This is a genomic window from Lysobacter sp. GCM10012299 (assembly GCF_042649405.1).
Lineage (GTDB): Bacteria > Pseudomonadota > Gammaproteobacteria > Xanthomonadales > Xanthomonadaceae > Lysobacter_J.
Genome location: NZ_JBHRZC010000004.1, coordinates 37,901 through 57,623 on the forward strand (window position 1 = coordinate 37,901; position 19,723 = coordinate 57,623).

Consider the following 19,723-nt stretch of genomic DNA (forward strand, 5'->3'; position numbering starts at 1 on the left):
ACTTCCTTAAATTTTCGTGTCGCCCGATCGAGTGCCGGTGGTGCTCAGGCACGACCAAAGTCGAAGGCCACCACGTCGGCGATCCGGGGGCTGCCGAGCATCGCCATCAGCAACCGGTCGATGCCCATGGCCACGCCCGCGCAGTGCGGGAAGCCTGCCTGCAGGGCCTCCAGCAGGCGCTCGTCACGCGGCGGCAACGTATCGCCGCGTTGTTGCCGCAGGGCCAGGTCCCGATCGAAGCGTTGCCCCTGCTCGGCCGCGTCGGCCAGTTCGTGGTAGCCGTTGGCCAGTTCCAGTGGCCCCAGGTACAGCTCGAAGCGTTCGGCCACCGGTACACCATCGCGTTCGCCCAGGCGGGCCAGCGCGCACTGCGATGCGGGATAGTCGTGCACGGCCAGCAACTGGTCAGATGCAAACGCCGGCTGCAGGCGGTGCGTCATCAGCAAGTCCAGCCAGTCGTCGCGCGTCAATCCGGAGGGATCGATCCGAACTTCGCCCATCGCATCGCGCAGTTCTTCGAGGTTCGCGGTGTGCGGGTCGATGCCCAGGTGCGCGCGATAGAGGTCGTGATAGCCGATCCGTTTCAACGTGGCCGCACGCCCGACCAGGGCCAGCGCCGCCTGCACCAGCTGCGCGGTCTCGTCGATCAGGCGCTGGTGGTCCCACCCCAGCCGATACCACTCGAGCATGGTGAACTCGGGGTTGTGGCGGCCGCCGGCCTCGCCGTCGCGGAACACGCGGCCGAGCTCGTAGCAGTCGCCCAAACCCGCGGCAAGCAACCGCTTGAGCGGGTACTCCGGCGAAGTGCGCAGCCAGCGCGTGCGGGGTGCGCCGTCGGTGCGGCCACTGAACTGCAGGTTGAACGAGGCGATGTTGGGATCGGTGTTGCCTGCCACCGACATCACCGGCGTTTCCACTTCGAGGACATCGCGCTCGGCGAAGAACGTGCGGATGCACGCGTTGAGCCGCGCCCGCAGGCGCAGGGTTTCGAAGCTGGCGCTGGGTTGCCAGTCCGTCACTGTCCGTGCGCTTCCAGGAATGCGAGCAGCTTTTCCTCGTCCCAGATCTCCACGCCCAGTTCCTGCGCCTTGTCGAGCTTGGAACCGGCCGCTTCACCTGCCACCACGAAACTGGTCTTCTTCGACACGCTGCCGGACACCTTGGCGCCGAGCGCCTCGAGCTTCGCCTTGGCCTCGTCGCGACTGAGTGCGCTGAGGGTCCCCGTGAGCACGGCCGTCTGGCCATCAAGCGGTCCCTGCGCAACCACGGCCGCGGCCGGCGTGATCGCCTCCAGTCGCGCCAATGCCTCGCCGCCGGCCATGAGCTGGGTCGCGTGTGTTTCGTCCTCGAGCCAGTCCGCCAGTGCCTGCGCGGTGTCCGCCGGCAAGCCGGCGCTGACGTAGTTGTGCTTCGGCGCATCGAGCAGCGCCTGCACGTTCGGGAACGCGCTGGCCAACTGCTCGGCGCGCACGCGGGTGACCTTTGGAATCTCCAGGTCCACCAGCAGCGTGGCGAGGTTGAGTCCGTCACGCAGTTTCGGCGTGGGCGGATGCGCATCGGTGATGGTGACGCCGCGTGCGAGCAGATCGTCGATGACCTGCTGGTTGCCGGCCTGGTCGAGGAAGTGCCCGATCGAACGGGCCACTTCGCCGCCGACATCAGGCACGCGCTTGAACAGCGGCCACGGCAGGTGGCGGATCAGTTCGAGGTCGCCGAACCAGGTCGCCAGCGCCTTGGCGGTGCTCTCGCCGACGTGCTGGATGCCGAGTGCGTAGAGGAATCGTTCCAGCGTGGTGCTGCGGCTGTGGTCGATGGCTTCGAGCAGGTTCTCCGCCCAGCGCGTGGCGACCTTGCCGGACTTCACCGTCTCCGGCGTGGTGTCGTCGCGCTCGTCCGCGCGGCGCTTCATTTCCAGCAGGTCGTCGAGGGTGAGCTTGTACAGGTCGGCGACCGACTGCACGTAGCCCAGGTCGGACAGGCTCTCGATGAAGCGTTCGCCGAGGCCTTCGATGTCCATCGCCCGGCGCGAGGCGAAGTGGCCGATGGCCTCCTTTCGCTGCGCCGCGCACGTCAGTTCGCCCGAGCAGCGCCAGACCGCCTCGCCTTCCTCGCGCACCAGCTCGGAGCCACACACCGGGCAATGGCTGGGCATGGCCCAGGGTTTCGTCCCTGCAGGGCGCTTCTCGACGACGACGCGCACCACTTCCGGAATGACGTCGCCGGCACGGCGGATGATCACCGTGTCGCCATTGCGCACGTCCAGTCGCGCCACCTGGTCGGCGTTGTGCAACGTTGCCCGGGTGACGGTGACGCCGCCGACCTGCACCGGCTGCATCAGCACCCATGGCGTGACCGCGCCGGTGCGCCCGACATTGACCTCGATCGACTCGACCACGGTCATCTGTTCCTGCGCCGGGAACTTGTGCGCGATCGCCCAGCGCGGCGCGCGCGAGACGAAACCCATCTCGGCCTGGCCTTCGTAGTCGTCGAGCTTGTAGACGACGCCGTCGATGTCGAACGGCAACCGGTCGCGCTTGTCGCCGATCGCGCGGTAGTAATCGAGCAGCCCCTGCAGCCCTTCGACCACGTTGCTTTCGCCGCTGACCGGGAAGCCCCAGTCGCGCAGGCGAGCCAGGGTCTGCGAGTGGGTGTCGGGCAGTTCGACGCCTTCGACCAGGCCTATGCCGTAGGCGTAGAACGCCAGCGGACGTTGCGCGGTCATGCGCGGATCGAGCTGGCGCAGCGATCCGGCCGCGCCGTTGCGCGGATTGGCCAGGACCTTGCCGCCTTCGGCAAGCGCGCGCTCGTTGTAGGCCTTGAAGGCGGCCAGCGGCATGTAGACCTCACCGCGCACTTCCAGCACGCGCGGCCAGTCGTTGCCGCGCAGCTGCAATGGAATCGCCTTGATCGTGCGCAGGTTGGCGGTGACGTCCTCGCCGGTGGCGCCATCGCCGCGCGTGGCGCCCTGGACGAAGCGGCCGTCCTCGTAGCGCAGGCTGATCGCCAGTCCGTCGAGCTTGGGTTCGACCGAGAACGCCAGCGCATCGCGGCCAAGGCGCTCCTCGATCTTGCGCACGAACACCGCCACCTCGTCGTCGCTGAAGGCGTTGCCCAGCGACAGCATCGGGATGGCATGTCGGACCTGCGCGAAACTGCCCGAGGGCACGGCGCCGACGCGCTGGGTCGGCGAGTCGGGCGTGATCAGTTCCGGGTGCGCGGCCTCGAGTTCGTCGAGCTCACGCAGCATGCGGTCGTAGTCGACGTCCGGGATCGCGGGGTCGTCGAGCACGTGGTAGCGGTAGTTGGCGTCTTCGAGCTGGGCGCGCAGCTCGGCGATGCGGGAGGACGGATTGCTGGAGGATTTGGCCACTGAATCGATCCCACCTTCTCGTCATCCCCGCGCAGGCGGGGATCCAGGGACGTTGCTTCTGTTGCGGCGACTGGAAAAAGCACTCGCGCTGCGCGCGTCCCTCTCCCGGCGCTTCGCGCCACCCTCTCCCATCGGGAGAGGGCTTCAAATCACCAGCGCGCCGGCTTGGTCAGCGGCGGCGCTTCGCGCTGGCGGTCGTAGGCACGCAGTTCGTCGCGGATATGGGCGATGCGCTGTCGGCCGAGCGCGTTGCGCTGCTCGTCCAGGACCACGCCGTCGAGCAGTTCGGCCATCCGCTGCGCGGTCGGCAGCATGGTTTCCCAGGCGTCGAGCGCGTTGACCGGTGCCGGCAACGTCAGGAAGAAGGCAATCGCCGGAGTCTCCAGCGCCTGGATCTGCGCCATGTCGAAACTGCCCGGCTTCATGATGTTGGCGACGCTGAACACCGGGCCGCGCTCGGGGTGGTTCTCGACCAGGCGATGGAACACGCCCATGTGGCCATAGACCAGGCCGGCCTTCTCGGCGGCAACGACGATGTCCGGACCGTGCAGCTTCTGGCCCGCGCGCGCGGCCAGGTAGAGCGTGACGATCTTGTCGAACTCTTCGGTGGCGCGACGGCCCAGTTCGCTGCTGGCCGCGCCCTCGAGGGTGCGGTCGAACAGTTCCAGTTCGGCCTGGGCGGTGGTTCCACCGGCGGCCGCGCCCTCGCCACCCAGCTCGCGTTCGAGTTGCTCGCCAAGCGTCGGTTCGCGACGGCTGCCGTCGGCTGCCGCCGACGCTTCGCGCGGCACGCGCTTGCCCTGGCCCGGCTTGCGCGGGCGACCAAAGAACACGATCGCGGCGATCAGGATCAAGCCGGCAATCAGGATGCCGATACGCAGCAGGGTCACGTCTGACATGGAGGGGCTTCCTTACGGCAGGCGGATGTACGAGGGAATGATGTTCGGGGGAATGTCGACGGGGGAAAGAGCGTCGTGGCCTCAGGCCACGCCAGCCAGGCGAGAAGCCTCCGCCAGATCGACCGAGACCAGTCGGCTGACGCCAGGTTCGCGCATGGTGACGCCGGAAAGCTGTTGCGCCGCTTCCATCGTCGCCTTGTTGTGGGTCACGAACAGGAACTGTACCTGTTCACTCATCTCGCTGACCATCGCTGCCAGTCGGCCGACGTTGGCCTCGTCGAGCGGAGCATCGACTTCGTCCAGCAGGCAGAACGGCGCCGGGTTGAGGCGGAAGATCGCGAACACCAGCGCCACCGCGGTCATCGCCTTTTCGCCACCGGACAGCAGCGAGATGTTCGACACGCGCTTGCCCGGCGGACGCGCCATGATCGACACGCCGGTGTCGAGCAGGTCTTCGCCGGTCAGTTCCAGGTAGGCATGGCCGCCGCCGAACAGGCGCGGATACAGCTCCTGCACGCCGCTGTTGACGCGGTCGAAGGTGTCCTTGAAGCGGCCGCGGGTCTCGCGGTCGATCTTCTTGATCGCATCCTCGAGCGTTTCCAGGGCGGTGGTGAGGTCGGCGTCCTGCGCGTCCAGGTATTCCTTGCGCTGCGCGGCCTCGGCGTGCTCGGCGATCGCGGCCAGGTTGACCGGTTCGAGCCGGCGCAGCTTGCCGTCGAGTTCGCTGACCGTGCGCTCCCACACCTGCGGCTGCATGTCGTCGGTGAGGGTGTTGACCACGTCCTCGAGCACGAAGCCGGCTTCGACAATCGCCGCCGACAGCTGCTCGGCCTTGAGCACCAGTGCCTGCTGCTCGAGGCGGCGCTGGCCGATGGCCTCGCGCTGCTGGATGGCCTGTTCGTCGCGCTGGTGGCGGACCTGCTCGAAGCGGCGCAGGTCGTGGTCGATGCCGTCGACGGTGGTGCGCGCGGCGGTCAGGGCCTGCTCGGTGATCACGCGCTGTTCGAGGGCGACCTGGCGCTGTTCTTCCAGCGTGTTGACCGGCTCGTCGCCGTCGGCCAGCTGCGCCGACAGTTCCCCCAGTCGCGAATCGAGCTGGCCACGCTGGCCGCCCATGCGGTCGAGCGCCTGCGCCAGCGCGGTGATCTGCGTGCGCTGGGATTCGAGCGTCAGTGCCAGCGCATGCGCGGTGTCGCGCGATTCGCGGGCGATGTTGCGGGCCTGGTCGCGGGCTTCGCCGAGGGCACGGCGCTCGGACTCCAGCGCCTGGCGCGTGTCCTCCAGCTCGCCCATGCGCATGACCGCTTCTTCCTGCAGCGTGCGCGAATCGCGCGACTGCTCGCGGGCGCTCTCAAGTGTTTCGGCCAGTTGCGCCAGTTCGGCATCGATCTTCTCGATGCGACCGCGCGCCGAATCCAGGCGACCCTGCTGGCTCTGGAGCTGGCCGGCCAGTTCGGAAACACTGCGGTGCGCCATGTACAACGTGCGCTGCGCATCCTCGCGCTGCTGTTCGGCGGCGAGCAGGCGGTCGCGCAACTGCACCAGCAATGACTCGAGCTCGCGCTCGCGCGCCTGCAGGGTGTCGATCTCCGTGCGCAGCGACTGGATCTCGCGCTCGCGCAGCAGCGCGCCCTGCTTGGCCGCGCCCGAGCGCAGGATCCGCACCCAGCCGGCGCCGAGGCGCTCGCCGTTGCGGGTGATGATGGATTCGCCCTCGCCCAGCATCGGCAGCATCGAGCGCGCCTGCGCGAGGTCTTCGGCGGCGTGCAGCTTGGCGAGGATGCGGCGGATCGCGATCGGTCCGCGCACCTTGGAGGCCAGCGAGGTCGGCGCGAATTCGACGGAGTCGTTCTGCGGGTCGACCAGGACCAGGCGGCCCTCGCCGAGTTCGCCCAGCGCATCGACCAGCGCTTCCGGCGATTCCACCAGCACGCCCTCAATCATCTGACCAAGCGCGCCTTCGACGGCATTCTCCCAACCGGCTTCAACCTGCAACGCTTCGCCCACGCGCGTGGCCGAGTCGAGACCACGGGCCTTGAGCCAACTCAGTGCGGCGCCCTGCTCCTGGCCCAGCGCGGCATGCTGCAGCGTTTCCAGCGACGACAGGCGGCCGCGTGCGGCCTGCACCTGCTTGCGCGCCTCGGCCAGTTCGGTCTGGGTGCCGCGCTGCTGGTCCTGCAGTTCGCCCAGCGCGCCCTTGCGGGTCTCCAGCTCCTCGCTGAGGCTGTCGATCGAGAACTTCTGGGTTTCGTGCTGCTCCTGCAAGGCAGCGAACGATTCCGACAGCGCGCCCAGGTCGAGACCGGCGCGTTCGTTGTTGAGTGCCTCGCGGCGGCGGTCGGCATCGAGCACCTGGCGATCGAGGTGCTCGATGCGCGTGCGCTCGACGTCGGCAGCGCGCGCGGCCTCGGACTGGGCGCGGCTGTGCTCGTCCCAGCGCTGCTGCCATTCGGTCAGGCGGGTTTCGGCATCGCGCAGGGCTTCCTGGCGCATGCCGTCTTCGTCGCGCAACTGCTCCAGGCGCGGCTCGGATTCGGCGACGGCGGCGCGTAGCACGTCGAGGCGGGCCTGGTCGCTGCCGATGTGCTGGCCCAGCTCGGCCAATGCCGACAGCGCCTCATCGCGCGCTTTCTGCAGGCGCGTGGACATCTCGCGCTGGTGCTGGATCTGCTGCTCGATGCGGGCCAGCGTGCCGCCGACCTCGTAGCTGGCGGCCTGGGCCTTGTTCAAGGCTTCGGCGGATTCCTCGCGACGCACGCGGCCCACTTCGAGCTCGCGCTCGGCTTCACGCTGCTCGGCGATCAGCTGCTGCAGGCGGGTTTCTTGCTGGCTCAGCTTCTCGCGCTGGCCCTGCAGCTTCTGGTCGAGGGCGCGGTGTTCGAGTGCCTTCCATTCGGCGTCCTTGACCCGGCGTTCGGCCTGGATCGCCTGGTACTGCTCGGCCTGGCGGGCCTGGCGCTTGAGGTGCTCGAGCTGCTTGCCGACTTCCTCGCGCAGATCGCTGAGGCGATCGAGGTTTTCGCGGGTGTGGCGGATGCGGGTTTCGGTTTCCTTGCGGCGCTCCTTGTACTTGGAGATGCCGGCGGCCTCTTCCAGGTAGACGCGCAACTCTTCGGGCTTGGCCTCGATGATGTTGCTGATCATGCCCTGCTCGATGATCGAGTAGCTGCGCGGGCCCAGGCCGGTGCCGAGGAAAAGATCGGTGATGTCGCGGCGGCGGCACTTGGCGCCGTTGAGGTAGTACTGGCTGCTGCCGTCGCGGTTGACGGTGCGCTTGACCGAAATCTCGTTGAACGCCGCGTACTCACCGGTGATGGTGTGGTCGGAGTTGTCGAAGATCAGCTCGACCATCGCCTGCGACACCGGCTTGCGCGCCGAGGAGCCGGCGAAGATCACGTCGGTCAGCGAATCGCCGCGCAGGCGGCTGGCGGAGCTTTCGCCCATCACCCAGCGCACGGCATCGATGATGTTGGACTTGCCGCAGCCGTTGGGACCGACGATGCCGGTCATGTTGTTCGGCAGGTGCAGCGTGGTCGGATCGACGAAGGATTTGAAACCGGACAGCTTGATCGTGGACAGACGCATGCGGCTGGGTTGCCTCTTGGCGGCGTGGCGGGACGCGGCCGTGATTACCGACTGGAATTAGGTTTGCCTCCCAACTGATTGATTCCTATAGGAGGCGCACGGCCCGTGAGCCGTGTCTTCACGGGGAGTATAGCGGGCCGGGGAGGCCGCAACTCAGGCCCGCAGGCTGGCGCCGTTCTCCGGGTCGAAGTAGTGCATCTGCTCCGCCAGGTAGCCCAGGTGCACCGAATCGCCGACCTTGGGCAGGTCGCGCGGCGGCACACGCAGGATCAGCTCGCAGCCGCCGCAACCCAGATCAATGAAAGCCTCGTTCCCGACCGGCTCGACCGCCTCGACCGTGGCCGCCAGGTGTCCGGGGCCCGGCTCGCCCAGGTACATGTCCTCCGGACGCAGGCCAACCGTCAGTTGCCGGCCCAGGTAGCCCCGCACGCGCTCGACGCTGTCTGCCTGTGGCCGCAGCGGCAGTTCCACGCCGTCGCCGATGCGCAGCTTCAGGCCGTCGTCCTCGACGACCTCGCCCCACAACAGGTTCATCTTCGGGCTGCCCAGGAACGTCGCCACGAACAGGTTCGCCGGCCGGCTGTACAGACCCATCGGCGTGTCGATCTGCTGGATGCGTCCCTTGTCGAGCACGACGATGCGCTGGCCCAGCGTCATCGCTTCGATCTGGTCGTGGGTGACGTAGACCATGGTGGTGCCCAGCTGCCGGTGCAGTCGCGAGATCTCCACACGGGTGGATGCACGCAGCTTGGCATCGAGGTTGGACAACGGTTCGTCGAGCAGGAACACCTGCGGTTGCCGAACCAGTGCGCGCCCCAACGCGACACGCTGGCGCTGGCCGCCCGACAATGCCGCCGGCTTGCGATCCAGCAACGACTCCAGTTCGAGCATGCCCGCGGCCTCGCGCACGCGACGTTCGATCTCGGCCTTGCCGGCACCGCGCAGCTTCAGGCCGAAACCGAGGTTCTCGGCCACGCTCATGTGCGGGTAAAGCGCGTAGCTCTGGAAGACCATCGCGATGTCGCGATCCTTCGGCGCCACGTCGTTGACCAGGCGCTCGCCGATGCGCAGCTCGCCGCTGCTGATCTGCTCGAGGCCGGCGATCATCCGCAACAGCGTCGACTTGCCGCAGCCGGAAGGACCCACCAGCACCAGCAGTTCGCCGTCGGCAATCTCGAAGCTGGCATCGTCGACGCCGACAAAGCCGTTGGGATAGACCTTGCGCAGACGATCCAGCGTGACCTTCGCCATGAATTCTCCAGAGCCGTCCCCGTGACACGAGGCTTGTTTCACTTTGATCGTTTCACTATCGGCGGTCGCTTGACCAGTCGATGCCGTCTCGACGGCAAAGTTGATTGAACGCGATCGATGGTTCCCAATGGGCACCGCCGTCGGCTATCCTGCCATGTAACCGTTTTCACGCCTATCCACAGTCCACGTCCTCCGAGACCGATCCGATGAGCCGAGCATCTGGCGCTGACCAGTTCGTATTCCCCGAGGGGTTCCTCTGGGGTGCCGCCACCGCCGCCCACCAGATCGAAGGCTCGCCGATGGCCGATGGCGCCGGTCCGAGCATCTGGACGCGCTTCGCCCATACCCCGGGGATGATGCTCAACGGCGACACCGGCGACGTGGCCTGCGACCACTACAACCGCTGGCGCGACGACGTGAAGCTGATGCGCAAGCTTGGCCTGCAGGCCTACCGCTTCAGTGTGTCGTGGTCGCGGATCCTGCCCGAGGGCACCGGGCGGGTGAACCAGAAGGGCCTGGATTTCTATTCGAACCTGGTCGACGAGTTGCTCGCCAACGACATCGAACCGCTGCTGACGCTGTTCCATTGGGACCTGCCGGCCGCGCTCGACGATCGGGGCGGCTGGCTCAACCGCGAGATCGCCGACTGGTTCGCCGAGTACGCATCGGTCATGTACCGCGCGCTCGACGGCCGGGTGAAGAAGTGGGTAACCCACAACGAGCCGTGGGTGGTGACCGACGGCGGCTACCTGCACGGCGCCCTGGCGCCGGGCCATCGCAGCAAGTTCGAAGCCCCGATCGCCTCGCACAACCTGATGCGCGCGCACGGCGCGGCGGTCAAGGAGTACCGCGAGATCGGCAAGCACGAGATCGGCCTGGTGGTGAACATCGAGCCCAAGTACGCCGCCAGCGATTCGGCGGAAGACCAGGCCGCGGTGCGCCGTGCCCACGCCTACATGAACGAGCAGTACCTGCACCCCGCCCTGCTCGGCCACTACCCGCCCGAACTCAAGGAGATCTTCGGCGAGGCGTGGCCGGACTGGCCGGCGGAGGATTTCGAGCTGATCAAGCAGCCGCTCGATTTCGTCGGCATCAACTACTACACGCGCAGCGTCACCAAGGACGCGACGAGTTACCCGCTCAACACCGGCGTGGTCAGGCAGCCGCTGGGCACCTACACCGAAACCGGCTGGGAAGTGTTCCCGCAGGGCCTGACCGACCTGCTGCTGTGGTTCAAGCAGACCTATGGCGACCTGCCGGTGTACATCACCGAGAACGGCGCGGCGTTCTTCGATCCGCCGACGGCCGACGTCGACCCGGTGTCGGGCGAGCGCCGCGTGCGCGACCCGCTGCGCATGGATTACCTGCGCAAGCACATCAGCGCGATCCATGACGCGATCCAGGCCGGCGTCGACATCCGCGGCTACATGCTGTGGTCGCTGATGGACAACCTGGAATGGTCGCTGGGGTACTCAAAGCGCTTCGGCATGATCCACGTCAACTACGGCACACAGGAACGCACGCCGAAGGACAGCGCGTTGTGGTACTCGAAGGTGATCGCCACGCACGGGCGCCAGCTGGCCGAGCCGCTGCCTTACTGAGTTCGTGTGCTCCGGGGCATGTGCTCTGAGGCACGTCTGATTCTGTTGGCTGGCCTGCGCACGTAGGGTGGGATGCGTTGTCCCCCACCCACTGCAGGTAACCACATGCGTCATCGCAAGACCTTCCTCAAGACCGCCTGTTTCAGCACCGTGCTGCTGGCCGCGACGTCGGCCGGCGCCGCCGAGTCAGACGCCCGCCGCTACCACGACGAGGCCTCGGCCGAGCAGATCGAGCAGGGCAATTTCGTCCTGGCGCGCAGGCCCGATGTCGCGTCGCCCGACTACTGCCTCGAACAGGAAGCGCTGTACGGCTACTGCGAAGTGGCCGAGGAAGACATCGAGTCGCTCTTCTACAAGCAGGTTCCGCCGGCTCGCCTGTGGGGCTGGTGATGCCAACGGACGGGCGCCGGAAGGCGTCCGCTCCGATCACGCATTGCCCTCAGTACGCATTCGCACTGTTGTCCGGGCGGGCGGTGCCCTGATTTCGTTTTCAGCTCCCACCGGCGGGTCGGGTCACGGTAACCGCAAGACATCGACGGTGGACTGATTTACCCTCTCGGGAGTCCGGACGCGCGATCGCGTCCGTCTGTCTACGATCGATCGTGCGGTGGTGATCCTTGAGTGTTCCCCTTACTGCGGCAGCGCCCCCGGCGGCCGACGCCCTGCTGGCCGACATCGGCGGCACCAATGCCCGTTTCGCGCTTGCCCGCCAGGACCCGACGACGCCGCTGCTGACGGAAAGCATCCGCGAATTCGTAGTCGCTGACTTCCCCTCGCTGGCCGACGCGGCCCGCCACTACCTCGACACCACCGGCGCCAGTCCACGCACCGGCGTGTTCGCCGTGGCCGGACGGGTCGACGGCGACGAAGCGCGCATCACCAACCACCCCTGGGTGATTTCGGCCGCGCGCACGCGTGATGCACTGGGACTGGAATCGGTCGAACTGGTCAACGATTTCGCCGCGCAGGCCATGGGTGCCTCCCTGCTCCAGGTGGATGACGTGGTCGCCCTCGGCGCCGCCGGCTGGGACGGCCATGACGATGCCGACCGCACCTTCGCCGTCATCGGCGCCGGCACCGGCCTGGGTGTCGGCGGCCTGCTCCGTCGCGACGGCCGCTATTACCCGCTGCAGACCGAAGGTGGCCATGTCAGCTTCGCACCGAACACGCCGGAAGAGATCGAGATCCTGCAGCACCTGTCGGGCGAGTTCGGCCGCGTTTCCAACGAGCGCCTGGTCAGCGGCATGGGCCTGGTCAACCTGCACCGGGCACTGAGCGCCATCGCCGGCGAAGACCCGGGCCCGCTCAAGCCCGCCGACATCACCGCGCGCGCCCGTGAAGGCGACCCGCGCAGCCTGCGCACCATCGACATCTTCTGCGCCGTGTTTGGTGCCGCCGCCGGCGACCTGGTGCTGACGCTGGGCGCCTGGGACGGCGTCTTCCTCACCGGCGGGCTGGTGCCCAAACTGTTGTCGTCGATCGCCCACTCGGGCTTCCGCCAGCGCTTCGAGCACAAGGGGCGGTTCTCCGCCGTCATGGCCCGCATCCCGACGCTGGCGGTGATCCACCCCCAGCCCGGCCTGCTCGGTGCCGCGGCGCTGGCACAGCACACGCGCCGTTGAAACACATGCCGTTGAGCCGGGCTGTGCCAGTATCGCGTGATGGCTGTTGAACGCTCGCACGAACCCGCCAAGGCAACCTGGCTGCAGCCGCCCCACGACCTGCACGTCCATGCCAACGGCGATGTCTGGACCTGGGCGGCGGCCGTGGCGATCGCTGCCGAGCTGCGCCGTGAGCTGATAGCGCATCCGCGCGCACGCCTGCTGCTGTCGGGCGGCACCACGCCCGCACCGGTCTACCGTGCCTTGTCGAAAGCGCCGCTGGACTGGGATCGCGTCAACGTCGGCCTGGTCGACGAGCGCTGGCTGCATCCGCAGGACCTCTACAGCAACGCCCATCTGGTACGCACTCACCTGCTGAAGGACCAGGCCGCAGCAGCGCACTTCGAGCCGATGACCCGTCCCGGCAGGACCATCGAGGAAGCCGTTGCCGGCGCCAACGCCTTTGCCCGGATCGAGGCTTGCGTGGCGGTATTGGGCATGGGCGATGACGGCCATGTCGCATCGCTGTTCCCGGGCATGACCGATCTGGAGCGGGCGTTTGCCAGCCGCCAGGACTACGTCGCCGTTGATGCCACAGGCTGCCCCGGCGCGCGGCAATGGACGCGACGGATCACCCTGACACCGCATGGCATGGCCAGGGTTCCCTCACGGCTGTTGCTGATGCGCGGTGCGCGCAAGCGCGACGTGTTCTCGCAGGCACTGGCGGACGGCAACCGCAACCGCTGGCCCGTGTTGGCCGCGCTGGACAGCGTCCATCGCACATCGCTGCAAGTGCACTGGTGCGCGTGAGCGCGCGCCGTCAGGGTTGGCGCGCGTAGCTGACGGTCAGCATTTCCCACTGGTGGCCGTCCGGCTCGTTCCAGTAGACGATGCGTCCGCCATGCGCGGTATCGCTACATCACGTGCTGTCGCGGCGATGTCGTTTCCGGTGCGCGCGCGGCTACTCGATAAGCGCGAGAGGAATCGCCTGGGCCTGCATCTCGCGGTAAGCCGCGCGTTCGGAACGGCAATAGGCACTGCCCATGGCGAACTTGCGACACACACCCGGACGCTGGTCATAGATGCTGCAGCACATGCGGCTGTGGTCGACCGCGACACACCAGCCTTCCTCGTCGCGCGCCATCACCTCCGGGCCGCCATCGCGGCGCTCGACCATATGCCTGGGCACGTCGTCCTCGGGCATCAGGACCACGGTCAGGCGACAGCACACCGCGTCGCAGTGGCTGCACGAAACGTCCGAGCGCTTCTCGCCCATCAGATTCGTCCCGTCGCGGCGGACGATGGCTGCGGACTGGAGGGCGTCGCACGCAGGCGGCAATGATGCCGGCCCACGTCGGCCGTGAGTGTGCGGTCGCTGGGGAACAAGGGAACTCTCAGGAGGGCGCCGGCCATTACAGGGCGGCGATGTCGCATGGCGGGAGCGCAACGGGGCGACTGGAGAGCGGTCGAGCGGGACGCGTGCGGTGAACTTCAGGGTGAACTTATGGGGCGACATGGTACGCCCCTGCGCCATCTCGCGCTTGAACGGCCCTGAAGTGGTTCACGCGGGCGTGCATGACGACAAATCGGCGAAGTTCACGCCCATGCCTGGCCATACGGCGCATACTCGGGCAATACCTATCGAGGCGGACTCCATGAAGCATCAGGTCGCGATCTTCCGCTTCACCCTCGGCAACGGGCAGAGCATCAGCCCCACGGCCCTGCAATCACTCTGGGTCAGGGCGTGCCAGTCTCCGGACGTAAGCGTTGGTCGCAAGAACGGCGGTTATCCGGACACCAACCGGCCGATCTATTCCCTGTACGCGCAACCCGGCCTCGAGGACCTTTCACAGGTCGAGCGGCGCCTGCGCCGACTGTTCGACGAATCCGGCCTGCGCGCATCGCTCGTGTCGATGCACGTCTGAGCCCCCCGCAGCGGATCAGACCTGCGGTACTGCCCGCGCACGCCCGGCCTCGGAGCGAGGCGGCGCGCCAAACAGGCGCTTGTATTCACGACTGAACTGCGACGGGCTTTCGTAGCCCACGTGCCGGGCCGCGCTCATCGCCTCCATGCCACCGGCCATCATCAGGCGGCGGGCTTCGTGCAGGCGAAGGTGCTTCTGGAACTGCAACGGCGACATCGTCGTCACCGCCTTGAACTGGTGGTGGAACGACGACGTGCTCATGTGCACGCTGCTGGCCAGTTCGTCGATGCTCAACGGCTGCAGGTAACATTGCCGAAGCGTCGACACGGCACGGGCGATGCGGCTCGAGCGACCGTCGGTGGCGGCGATCGCGCGCAGGCGATGGCCGAGATCGCCGGTCAACACGCGATACAGGATCTCCCGCTGCGCCATCGGCGCCAGCACGGGCAGGTCCTTTGGCGTGTCCAGCAGGTTCATCAGTCGCAGCACTGCGTCCATCAGCGGCGTGTTGACTCGCGCTGCGTACAGGCCCGGGTCGACGCCTGCCTGCGTCGACTCATGGTCGGCGGTGTCGGCGATCAGCGCGGCGACTTCGTCCGGATCGATGTCCAGCCGCAGGCACAGGTACGGATGCTCGGGCGTGGCCTCCACCACTTGCCCGAATACCGGCAACGTCACCGACACCACCAGGTAGTTGAGCGGGTCGTAGCGGTAGGTCTGGCCGTCGAGCGTGGCGATCTTGCTGCCCTGGGCAACGATGCACAGGCGCGGTTCGTAGACCACCGGCGTGCAGGCCGTCGGCGTGCTGATCCGGACCAGGCTCAGGGCATCGATGGCGGTGGCATGGATGCCATCGTCCGGTGTCAATCGGGCAATCCGGTCCGCCAGCTCGGCCAGCTTGGGACAGCCGGCCCGGGTCGTGACTTTTGACATGGAAGCAATGAGATTCATGGTTTTGCCACCTTCCAGCCTGACCGGGGAATTATCGACGCAATCAGGGCGCGGAATGTGCCGATCTGGTCGATTTGCAGGATCAGGCAATTTTCAGGCAGCAATGTACTACCGCTGGGACGCCATGACGCCCTAACTTAAGCGCACGGCCGCCCCCACTCCCACCGGACGCTCGCGATGTGGATTGTCCAATACGCCCTGAGCCGCCGGTACACCATCGGCGTGCTCGCGATCCTGATCCTGCTGTTCGGCACGCTGGCGACGCGGCGCATGCCGACCGACATCCTGCCCGAGGTCGGCATTCCCTCCGTCAACCTGGTCTGGACCTATAACGGCCTGCCGGCGGCGGACATGGCGGCCAAGCTGACCTCGTTCTCGGAGGCGGCGATCATGAACACCGTCGACGACCTCAAGGAGGTCCGCTCGGAGTCGCTGACCGGCGCCAGCATCGTGCGCATCGACTTCCAGCCGACGGTAAGCCTGGATCGTGCGCTCGGGCAGATCACCGCGGTCTCGCAGACCATCCTGCGGCGCATGCCGCCGGGCACCTCGCCGCCGCTGGTGATCCGCAACAACGTGTCCAGCACGCCGGTGCTGATGCTGGTGCTGTCGTCGGACTCGCTGACCGAGGCCCAGCTCTACGATTACGCGCGCCTGCAACTGCGCTCGCAGATCCAGACCATCCCCGGCATCCGCATGACGCTGCCCTACGGCGGCGCCGCACGGCAGATCATGGTGGACCTCAATCCGGCGGCGCTGCAGACCTACGGCCTGACACCGGCGGATGTGACCACCGCGCTCGAGCGCGGCAGCCCCACCCTGCCCTCCGGCTCGATCCGTGAGAACGCGCGCGAGATGCAGATCTCGCTCGACACCAGCCCGGCCAGCGCCGCCGAGTTCCTGGAAATCCCGGTGGCTGCGCGCAACGGCACGGTCATCTATATCCGCGACATCGCCTCCGTCCGCGATGGTGGCGCGTTGCAGACCAACGTCGCGCGCATGGACGGTTCCAGCGCGGTTGCGGTGGCGCTGATCAAGCTCGGTGGCGCGTCGGCGGTGGAGATCGTGCGCGCGGTGCGCGAGCGCCTTCCGGAGATCGAAGCGTCGGCGCCCCCTGGCACGCGCATCCAGCCGATCTTCGACCAGTCGGTGTTCGTCGACCACGCCATCGACTCGATTCGCCATGAGGTCCTGCTGGTCGGCCTGCTGGTGGCGCTGGTGGTGCTGGTGTTCATCGGTTCGTGGCGCTCGAGCCTGATCGTGCTGTCGGCGATTCCGCTGGCCCTGCTGGCGTCGGTGACGATGCTCAGCCTGCTCGGCTACACCTTCAACGTGATGACGCTGGGCGGCCTGGCACTGGCAATCGGCATCCTGGTCGACAATGCGGTGGTCGACGTCGAGAACACCAACCGCAACATCGCGATGGGCAAGAACGTGCGCACGGCGATCCTCGACAGCGCCCGCGAAGTCGTGTTCCCGGAGATGGTCTCGACCATCTCGATCTGCATCGTGCTCACGCCCATCCTGCTGATGACGGGTCTGTCGGCCTGGGTATTCACGCCGCTGGCGCTGGCGGTGATCTTCGCCATGCTGGCCTCCTTCCTGTTGTCGCGCACGCTGATCCCGGTGCTGTGCTACCTGCTGCTGCCGGCGGACATCCGCAGCCGCGAGAACCCGCGCTGGCAGGCCGAGCGTGCGCTGCTCAAGGTCAACCACAAGGTCGAGCACACGCTCGATTCGCTGCGCGACCGCCACCACGCCCTGCTGGTGCGGCTGGGCCACCACGGCGGCGTGCTCGCGCTGACGGCGCTGGCGGTGATTGCGATCGGCGCGGTATCGGCAGTTTCGCTCGGTCGCGAATACTTCCCGCAGGTCGATGCCGGCCAGCTGCGCCTGCAGGTGCGGCTGCCCAGCGGCACGCGCCTGGAGGAGACCGCCGCGCGCCTGACCGAGATCCAGCGCGAAATCCGCAAGATCATCCCAGCCTCGGAGCTGCAGACGGTCTACGAACAGATCGGCATGCCCGACGCAGTCAACCTGTCGCTGGTCGACAGCGCGGTGGTCGGCTCGTTCGAGGCCGAAGTGATGCTGCAGCTGCGCACGCCGCATCACTCCAGCCATGACTACCTGGTGCAGATCCGTCGCCGAATCGCCGAGCGCTTCCCCGACGCAAAGGTGTTCGAGCGACCGCCCGACGCCACCAGCCGCACACTTGCCGGTTCTGCGGCTGCTGCATTTGAGGTTCGCGTGATCGGTCGTGACGCGAGCGGCAACCTCGCCCTCGCCCGCGAGATCGAGCAGCGCCTCAAGCAGGTGCCCGGCGCGGTCGACGTCGCCCTGCGCCAGGTGCTCGACCTGCCCGAATACCAGGTACGCATCGATCGCACCCGCGCCGCCCAGCTCGGCCTGGACGCGCAACAGGCCAGCCGCGCGGTGCTGGCGGTGCTCGGTTCGTCCGGCACGGTGACTCCGGTCTACTGGACCGACACGGTCAACGCGATCGCCTACACCGTGCAGGTGCAGGCGCCGCCGGTGAACATGACCAGCATCGACACGCTGCTCAACGCGCCATTGCGCATCGGCAACGACGGCCAGGCCGTCCTGCTGCGCAACATTGCCACGGTCACGCCACGCAGCGTGCCCGCGAGCCTGGCGCGCACGACGCTGGCGCCGACGATCAGCGTGCTGGCCAACGTCGAAGGCACCGACCTGGGCTCGGTGCAGGACCGCCTGACTGCCATCACCACCGAACTGCAGGGCAAGCTCAAGCCCGGCAACCGCATCGAGGTCGCCGGCCAGGCCGGCGAGATGAGCAGCGCCTACAGCGAACTCGCGGCCGGACTGCTGATGTCGGCGGCCCTGGTATTCCTGGTACTAGTGGTCAACTTCCAATCGTGGATCCAGCCGCTGGTGGCGATGTCGGGCCTGCCGCTGGCCATCGCCGGCGCCGCGTTCGGACTGTTCGCCACCGGTACGCCGCTGAGCGTGCCGGCTCTGATGGGCGTGATGATGGTCATCGGCGTCTCCACCGCCAACAGCGTGCTCGTCACCAGCTTCGCCCGCGGACTCGTCGCGGCCGGCCACGATCCGGAACTGGCCGCCTACGAATCGGCGGCGGTGCGACTGCGACCGGTGCTGATGACCGCCAGCGCGATGATCCTGGGCATCATCCCGATGGCCATCGGCCTGGGCGAAGGCGGCGAGCAGAACGCGCCGCTGGGACGCGCGGTCATCGGCGGCCTGCTGTTCGGCACGCCGGCGACGCTGATCCTCGTGCCTTCCATTCTCGCGGTACTGGGACGGCGCATCCCGGCGGCGGCGCGATACGCCGCAATGCCGGACATGGACGTTTCCCCCAGCACTGCCAACCCTGACGGCGCCGAAGCAGGAGCCACTCCATGATCCAATCCCATCGCAACGCACGTGGGGCCATCGCCTCGGCCATGCTCACCGTGCTGGCCGCCTGCAGCAACGGCTCGGCAGAACCCACGCCGGCCACCGTGGTGCCGGAGGTGTTGACCGTCCGCGCCAAGGCCGCCGACAGCACCTACGACCTGAGCCTGCCCGCACGCGCAGTGGCCGGCGAGTCGGCGCAGATCTACGCGCGCGCCACCGGCTTCATCAGCGAGCGCCGCGCCGACCTCGGCGACAAGGTCGTGGCCGGCCAGATGCTGGCGGTGATTGCAGCGCCCGAGGCAGACCAGGCCGTGCGCGAGGCACAGGCGGAACTGGCACGCGCACGCGCCGACGAGACCCTGGCCAAGGTCAACTTCGACCGCGCCAACGTGCTGGTCGGTTCCGGCGCGATCTCGAAGGAGCTGTATAGCGATCGCAAGGCCAACCATGACGTCGCCGTCGCCGCCGAAGCCGCAGCCGAGGCACGCCTCACCTCGGCGCGCGAGCGCCAGGGATTCCAGACCGTGCGCGCGCCCTTCTCCGGCGTGGTCGTCGCCCGCAACATCGAACGCGGCGACCGCGTCGTCGGCGATTCAACCACCGCCACACCGCTGTTCGAAGTCAGCTCGCTCGATCCGCTGCGCGTGGTGATCGACGTGCCTCAGAACGTGGCGCTGCAGATCCAGCCCGGCGTTGAAGCCGACGTCGGTTTCCCGGAACTGCCGGGGCAGACGTTCAAGGCCCAGGTCGTGCGCAGCGCGCAGTCGCTTTCGCGCGATTCTGGCGTGATGCGCACCGAGCTGCGACTGCCCAACCCCGACAGCCGCATTCCCGCCGGCATGGTCGGCAGCGTGCGGCTGCACCTGTCCCGTCCTGCGCCCGCCACGATCCTGCCGCTGTCGGCGGTGATCCAGCGCGGCAGCGGCGCCCAGGTCGCCACGCTGCGCGACTCGGCACTGGATTACCGCGACGTCACGCTTGGTCGCAATCTCGGCAACGAGATCGAGGTGCTGTCGGGCGTCGCCGCCGACGATGTCGTGGTGGTGGCGCCGAATGCACTGCTGACGCCCGGCACCCGCGTCAAGGCGCGCGCGATGGCGGCGGCGGAAAAGAAGTAAGCCGGTCACGCCCGCCGCCTCGGCGG

Annotated in this window: 14 protein-coding genes; 7 read left to right on the plus strand and 7 right to left on the minus strand. The window is 67.6% G+C overall.

What is annotated here, in order from left to right; all coding sequences use genetic code 11:
• Positions 1–44: 44 nt before the first annotated feature.
• From epmA to ACFOPO_RS11390, 5 genes are all read right to left on the minus strand, one after another.
• Positions 45–1,019, minus strand: coding sequence for an EF-P lysine aminoacylase EpmA (gene epmA / locus ACFOPO_RS11370; protein WP_386703346.1), 975 nt, complete (start codon positions 1,017–1,019; stop codon positions 45–47).
• A complete protein-coding gene (ligA, locus tag ACFOPO_RS11375) occupies positions 1,016–3,370 on the minus strand; it encodes an NAD-dependent DNA ligase LigA (protein ID WP_386703347.1) in 2,355 nt (784 codons plus the stop codon). Before ligA ends, epmA begins: the two co-directional genes overlap by 4 nt.
• 149 nt (positions 3,371–3,519) lie before the next feature.
• The gene (gene zipA / locus ACFOPO_RS11380) at positions 3,520–4,269 is read right to left on the minus strand and encodes a cell division protein ZipA (protein WP_386703348.1); all 750 of its coding nucleotides are present in this window, start codon (positions 4,267–4,269) and stop codon (positions 3,520–3,522) included.
• A gap of 81 nt (positions 4,270–4,350) precedes the next feature.
• Complete coding sequence (gene smc, locus ACFOPO_RS11385) at positions 4,351–7,854, minus strand: chromosome segregation protein SMC (protein ID WP_386703349.1); 3,504 nt, start codon at positions 7,852–7,854, stop codon at positions 4,351–4,353.
• 153 nt (positions 7,855–8,007) lie between these two features.
• Positions 8,008–9,105: an ABC transporter ATP-binding protein gene (locus ACFOPO_RS11390; RefSeq protein WP_386703350.1), complete on the minus strand. Its 1,098-nt coding sequence runs from the start codon at positions 9,103–9,105 to the stop codon at positions 8,008–8,010.
• Between the two features lie 206 nt (positions 9,106–9,311).
• Between ACFOPO_RS11390 and ACFOPO_RS11395 the strand changes: the two genes are divergently transcribed.
• The 4 genes from ACFOPO_RS11395 (at position 9,312) to pgl (ending at position 13,117) form a co-directional block, all read left to right on the plus strand.
• On the plus strand, positions 9,312–10,706 hold the full coding sequence (locus tag ACFOPO_RS11395) for a GH1 family beta-glucosidase (RefSeq protein WP_386703351.1): 1,395 nt from the start codon (positions 9,312–9,314) through the stop codon (positions 10,704–10,706).
• Between the two features lie 105 nt (positions 10,707–10,811).
• Entirely contained in the window at positions 10,812–11,096 is a 285-nt protein-coding gene (locus ACFOPO_RS11400; protein ID WP_386703352.1) for a hypothetical protein, read from the plus strand.
• A gap of 227 nt (positions 11,097–11,323) precedes the next feature.
• Entirely contained in the window at positions 11,324–12,328 is a 1,005-nt protein-coding gene (gene glk, locus ACFOPO_RS11405) for a glucokinase (RefSeq protein ID WP_386703353.1), read from the plus strand.
• 39 nt (positions 12,329–12,367) lie between these two features.
• The gene (gene pgl, locus ACFOPO_RS11410; protein WP_386703354.1) at positions 12,368–13,117 is read left to right on the plus strand and encodes a 6-phosphogluconolactonase; all 750 of its coding nucleotides are present in this window, start codon (positions 12,368–12,370) and stop codon (positions 13,115–13,117) included.
• A 151-nt stretch (positions 13,118–13,268) separates the two neighbouring features.
• On the opposite strand, the gene ACFOPO_RS11415 is transcribed toward pgl, so the two are convergent.
• Positions 13,269–13,583 carry a YkgJ family cysteine cluster protein gene (locus ACFOPO_RS11415; RefSeq protein ID WP_386703355.1) on the minus strand — a complete coding sequence of 105 codons (315 nt, stop codon included), beginning with the start codon at positions 13,581–13,583 and terminating at the stop codon, positions 13,269–13,271.
• A gap of 379 nt (positions 13,584–13,962) precedes the next feature.
• On the opposite strand from ACFOPO_RS11415, the gene ACFOPO_RS11420 reads away from it, so the two are divergent.
• Positions 13,963–14,232, plus strand: a complete 270-nt coding sequence (locus ACFOPO_RS11420; protein ID WP_241919582.1) for a hypothetical protein — start codon at positions 13,963–13,965, stop codon at positions 14,230–14,232.
• A 15-nt stretch (positions 14,233–14,247) separates the two neighbouring features.
• Here the strand turns inward: ACFOPO_RS11420 and ACFOPO_RS11425 are convergent, their stop codons facing one another.
• Positions 14,248–15,165, minus strand: coding sequence for an AraC family transcriptional regulator N-terminal domain-containing protein (locus tag ACFOPO_RS11425; protein WP_386703356.1), 918 nt, complete (start codon positions 15,163–15,165; stop codon positions 14,248–14,250).
• Between the two features lie 195 nt (positions 15,166–15,360).
• On the opposite strand from ACFOPO_RS11425, the gene ACFOPO_RS11430 reads away from it, so the two are divergent.
• Together ACFOPO_RS11430 and ACFOPO_RS11435 are read left to right on the plus strand one after the other, a co-directional pair.
• A complete protein-coding gene (locus ACFOPO_RS11430; protein WP_386703357.1) occupies positions 15,361–18,585 on the plus strand; it encodes an efflux RND transporter permease subunit in 3,225 nt (1,074 codons plus the stop codon).
• Complete coding sequence (locus tag ACFOPO_RS11435) at positions 18,582–19,697, plus strand: efflux RND transporter periplasmic adaptor subunit (protein WP_386703358.1); 1,116 nt, start codon at positions 18,582–18,584, stop codon at positions 19,695–19,697. The genes ACFOPO_RS11430 and ACFOPO_RS11435 overlap by 4 nt, the downstream gene beginning before the upstream one ends.
• The last annotated feature ends 26 nt before the right edge of the window (positions 19,698–19,723 follow it).

Coding starts and splice junctions, on each gene's coding strand:
- smc (WP_386703349.1), bottom strand. CDS start 7,854: ATGCGTCTGTCCACGATCAAGCTGTCCGGTTTCAAATCCTTCGTCGAT.
- pgl (WP_386703354.1), top strand. CDS start 12,368: ATGGCTGTTGAACGCTCGCACGAACCCGCCAAGGCAACCTGGCTGCAG.
- ACFOPO_RS11435 (WP_386703358.1), top strand. CDS start 18,582: ATGATCCAATCCCATCGCAACGCACGTGGGGCCATCGCCTCGGCCATG.
- ACFOPO_RS11430 (WP_386703357.1), top strand. CDS start 15,361: ATGTGGATTGTCCAATACGCCCTGAGCCGCCGGTACACCATCGGCGTG.
- ACFOPO_RS11420 (WP_241919582.1), top strand. CDS start 13,963: ATGAAGCATCAGGTCGCGATCTTCCGCTTCACCCTCGGCAACGGGCAG.
- ACFOPO_RS11390 (WP_386703350.1), bottom strand. CDS start 9,105: ATGGCGAAGGTCACGCTGGATCGTCTGCGCAAGGTCTATCCCAACGGC.
- zipA (WP_386703348.1), bottom strand. CDS start 4,269: ATGTCAGACGTGACCCTGCTGCGTATCGGCATCCTGATTGCCGGCTTG.
- ACFOPO_RS11425 (WP_386703356.1), bottom strand. CDS start 15,165: ATGTCAAAAGTCACGACCCGGGCCGGCTGTCCCAAGCTGGCCGAGCTG.
- ACFOPO_RS11395 (WP_386703351.1), top strand. CDS start 9,312: ATGAGCCGAGCATCTGGCGCTGACCAGTTCGTATTCCCCGAGGGGTTC.
- ACFOPO_RS11415 (WP_386703355.1), bottom strand. CDS start 13,583: ATGGGCGAGAAGCGCTCGGACGTTTCGTGCAGCCACTGCGACGCGGTG.
- ACFOPO_RS11400 (WP_386703352.1), top strand. CDS start 10,812: ATGCGTCATCGCAAGACCTTCCTCAAGACCGCCTGTTTCAGCACCGTG.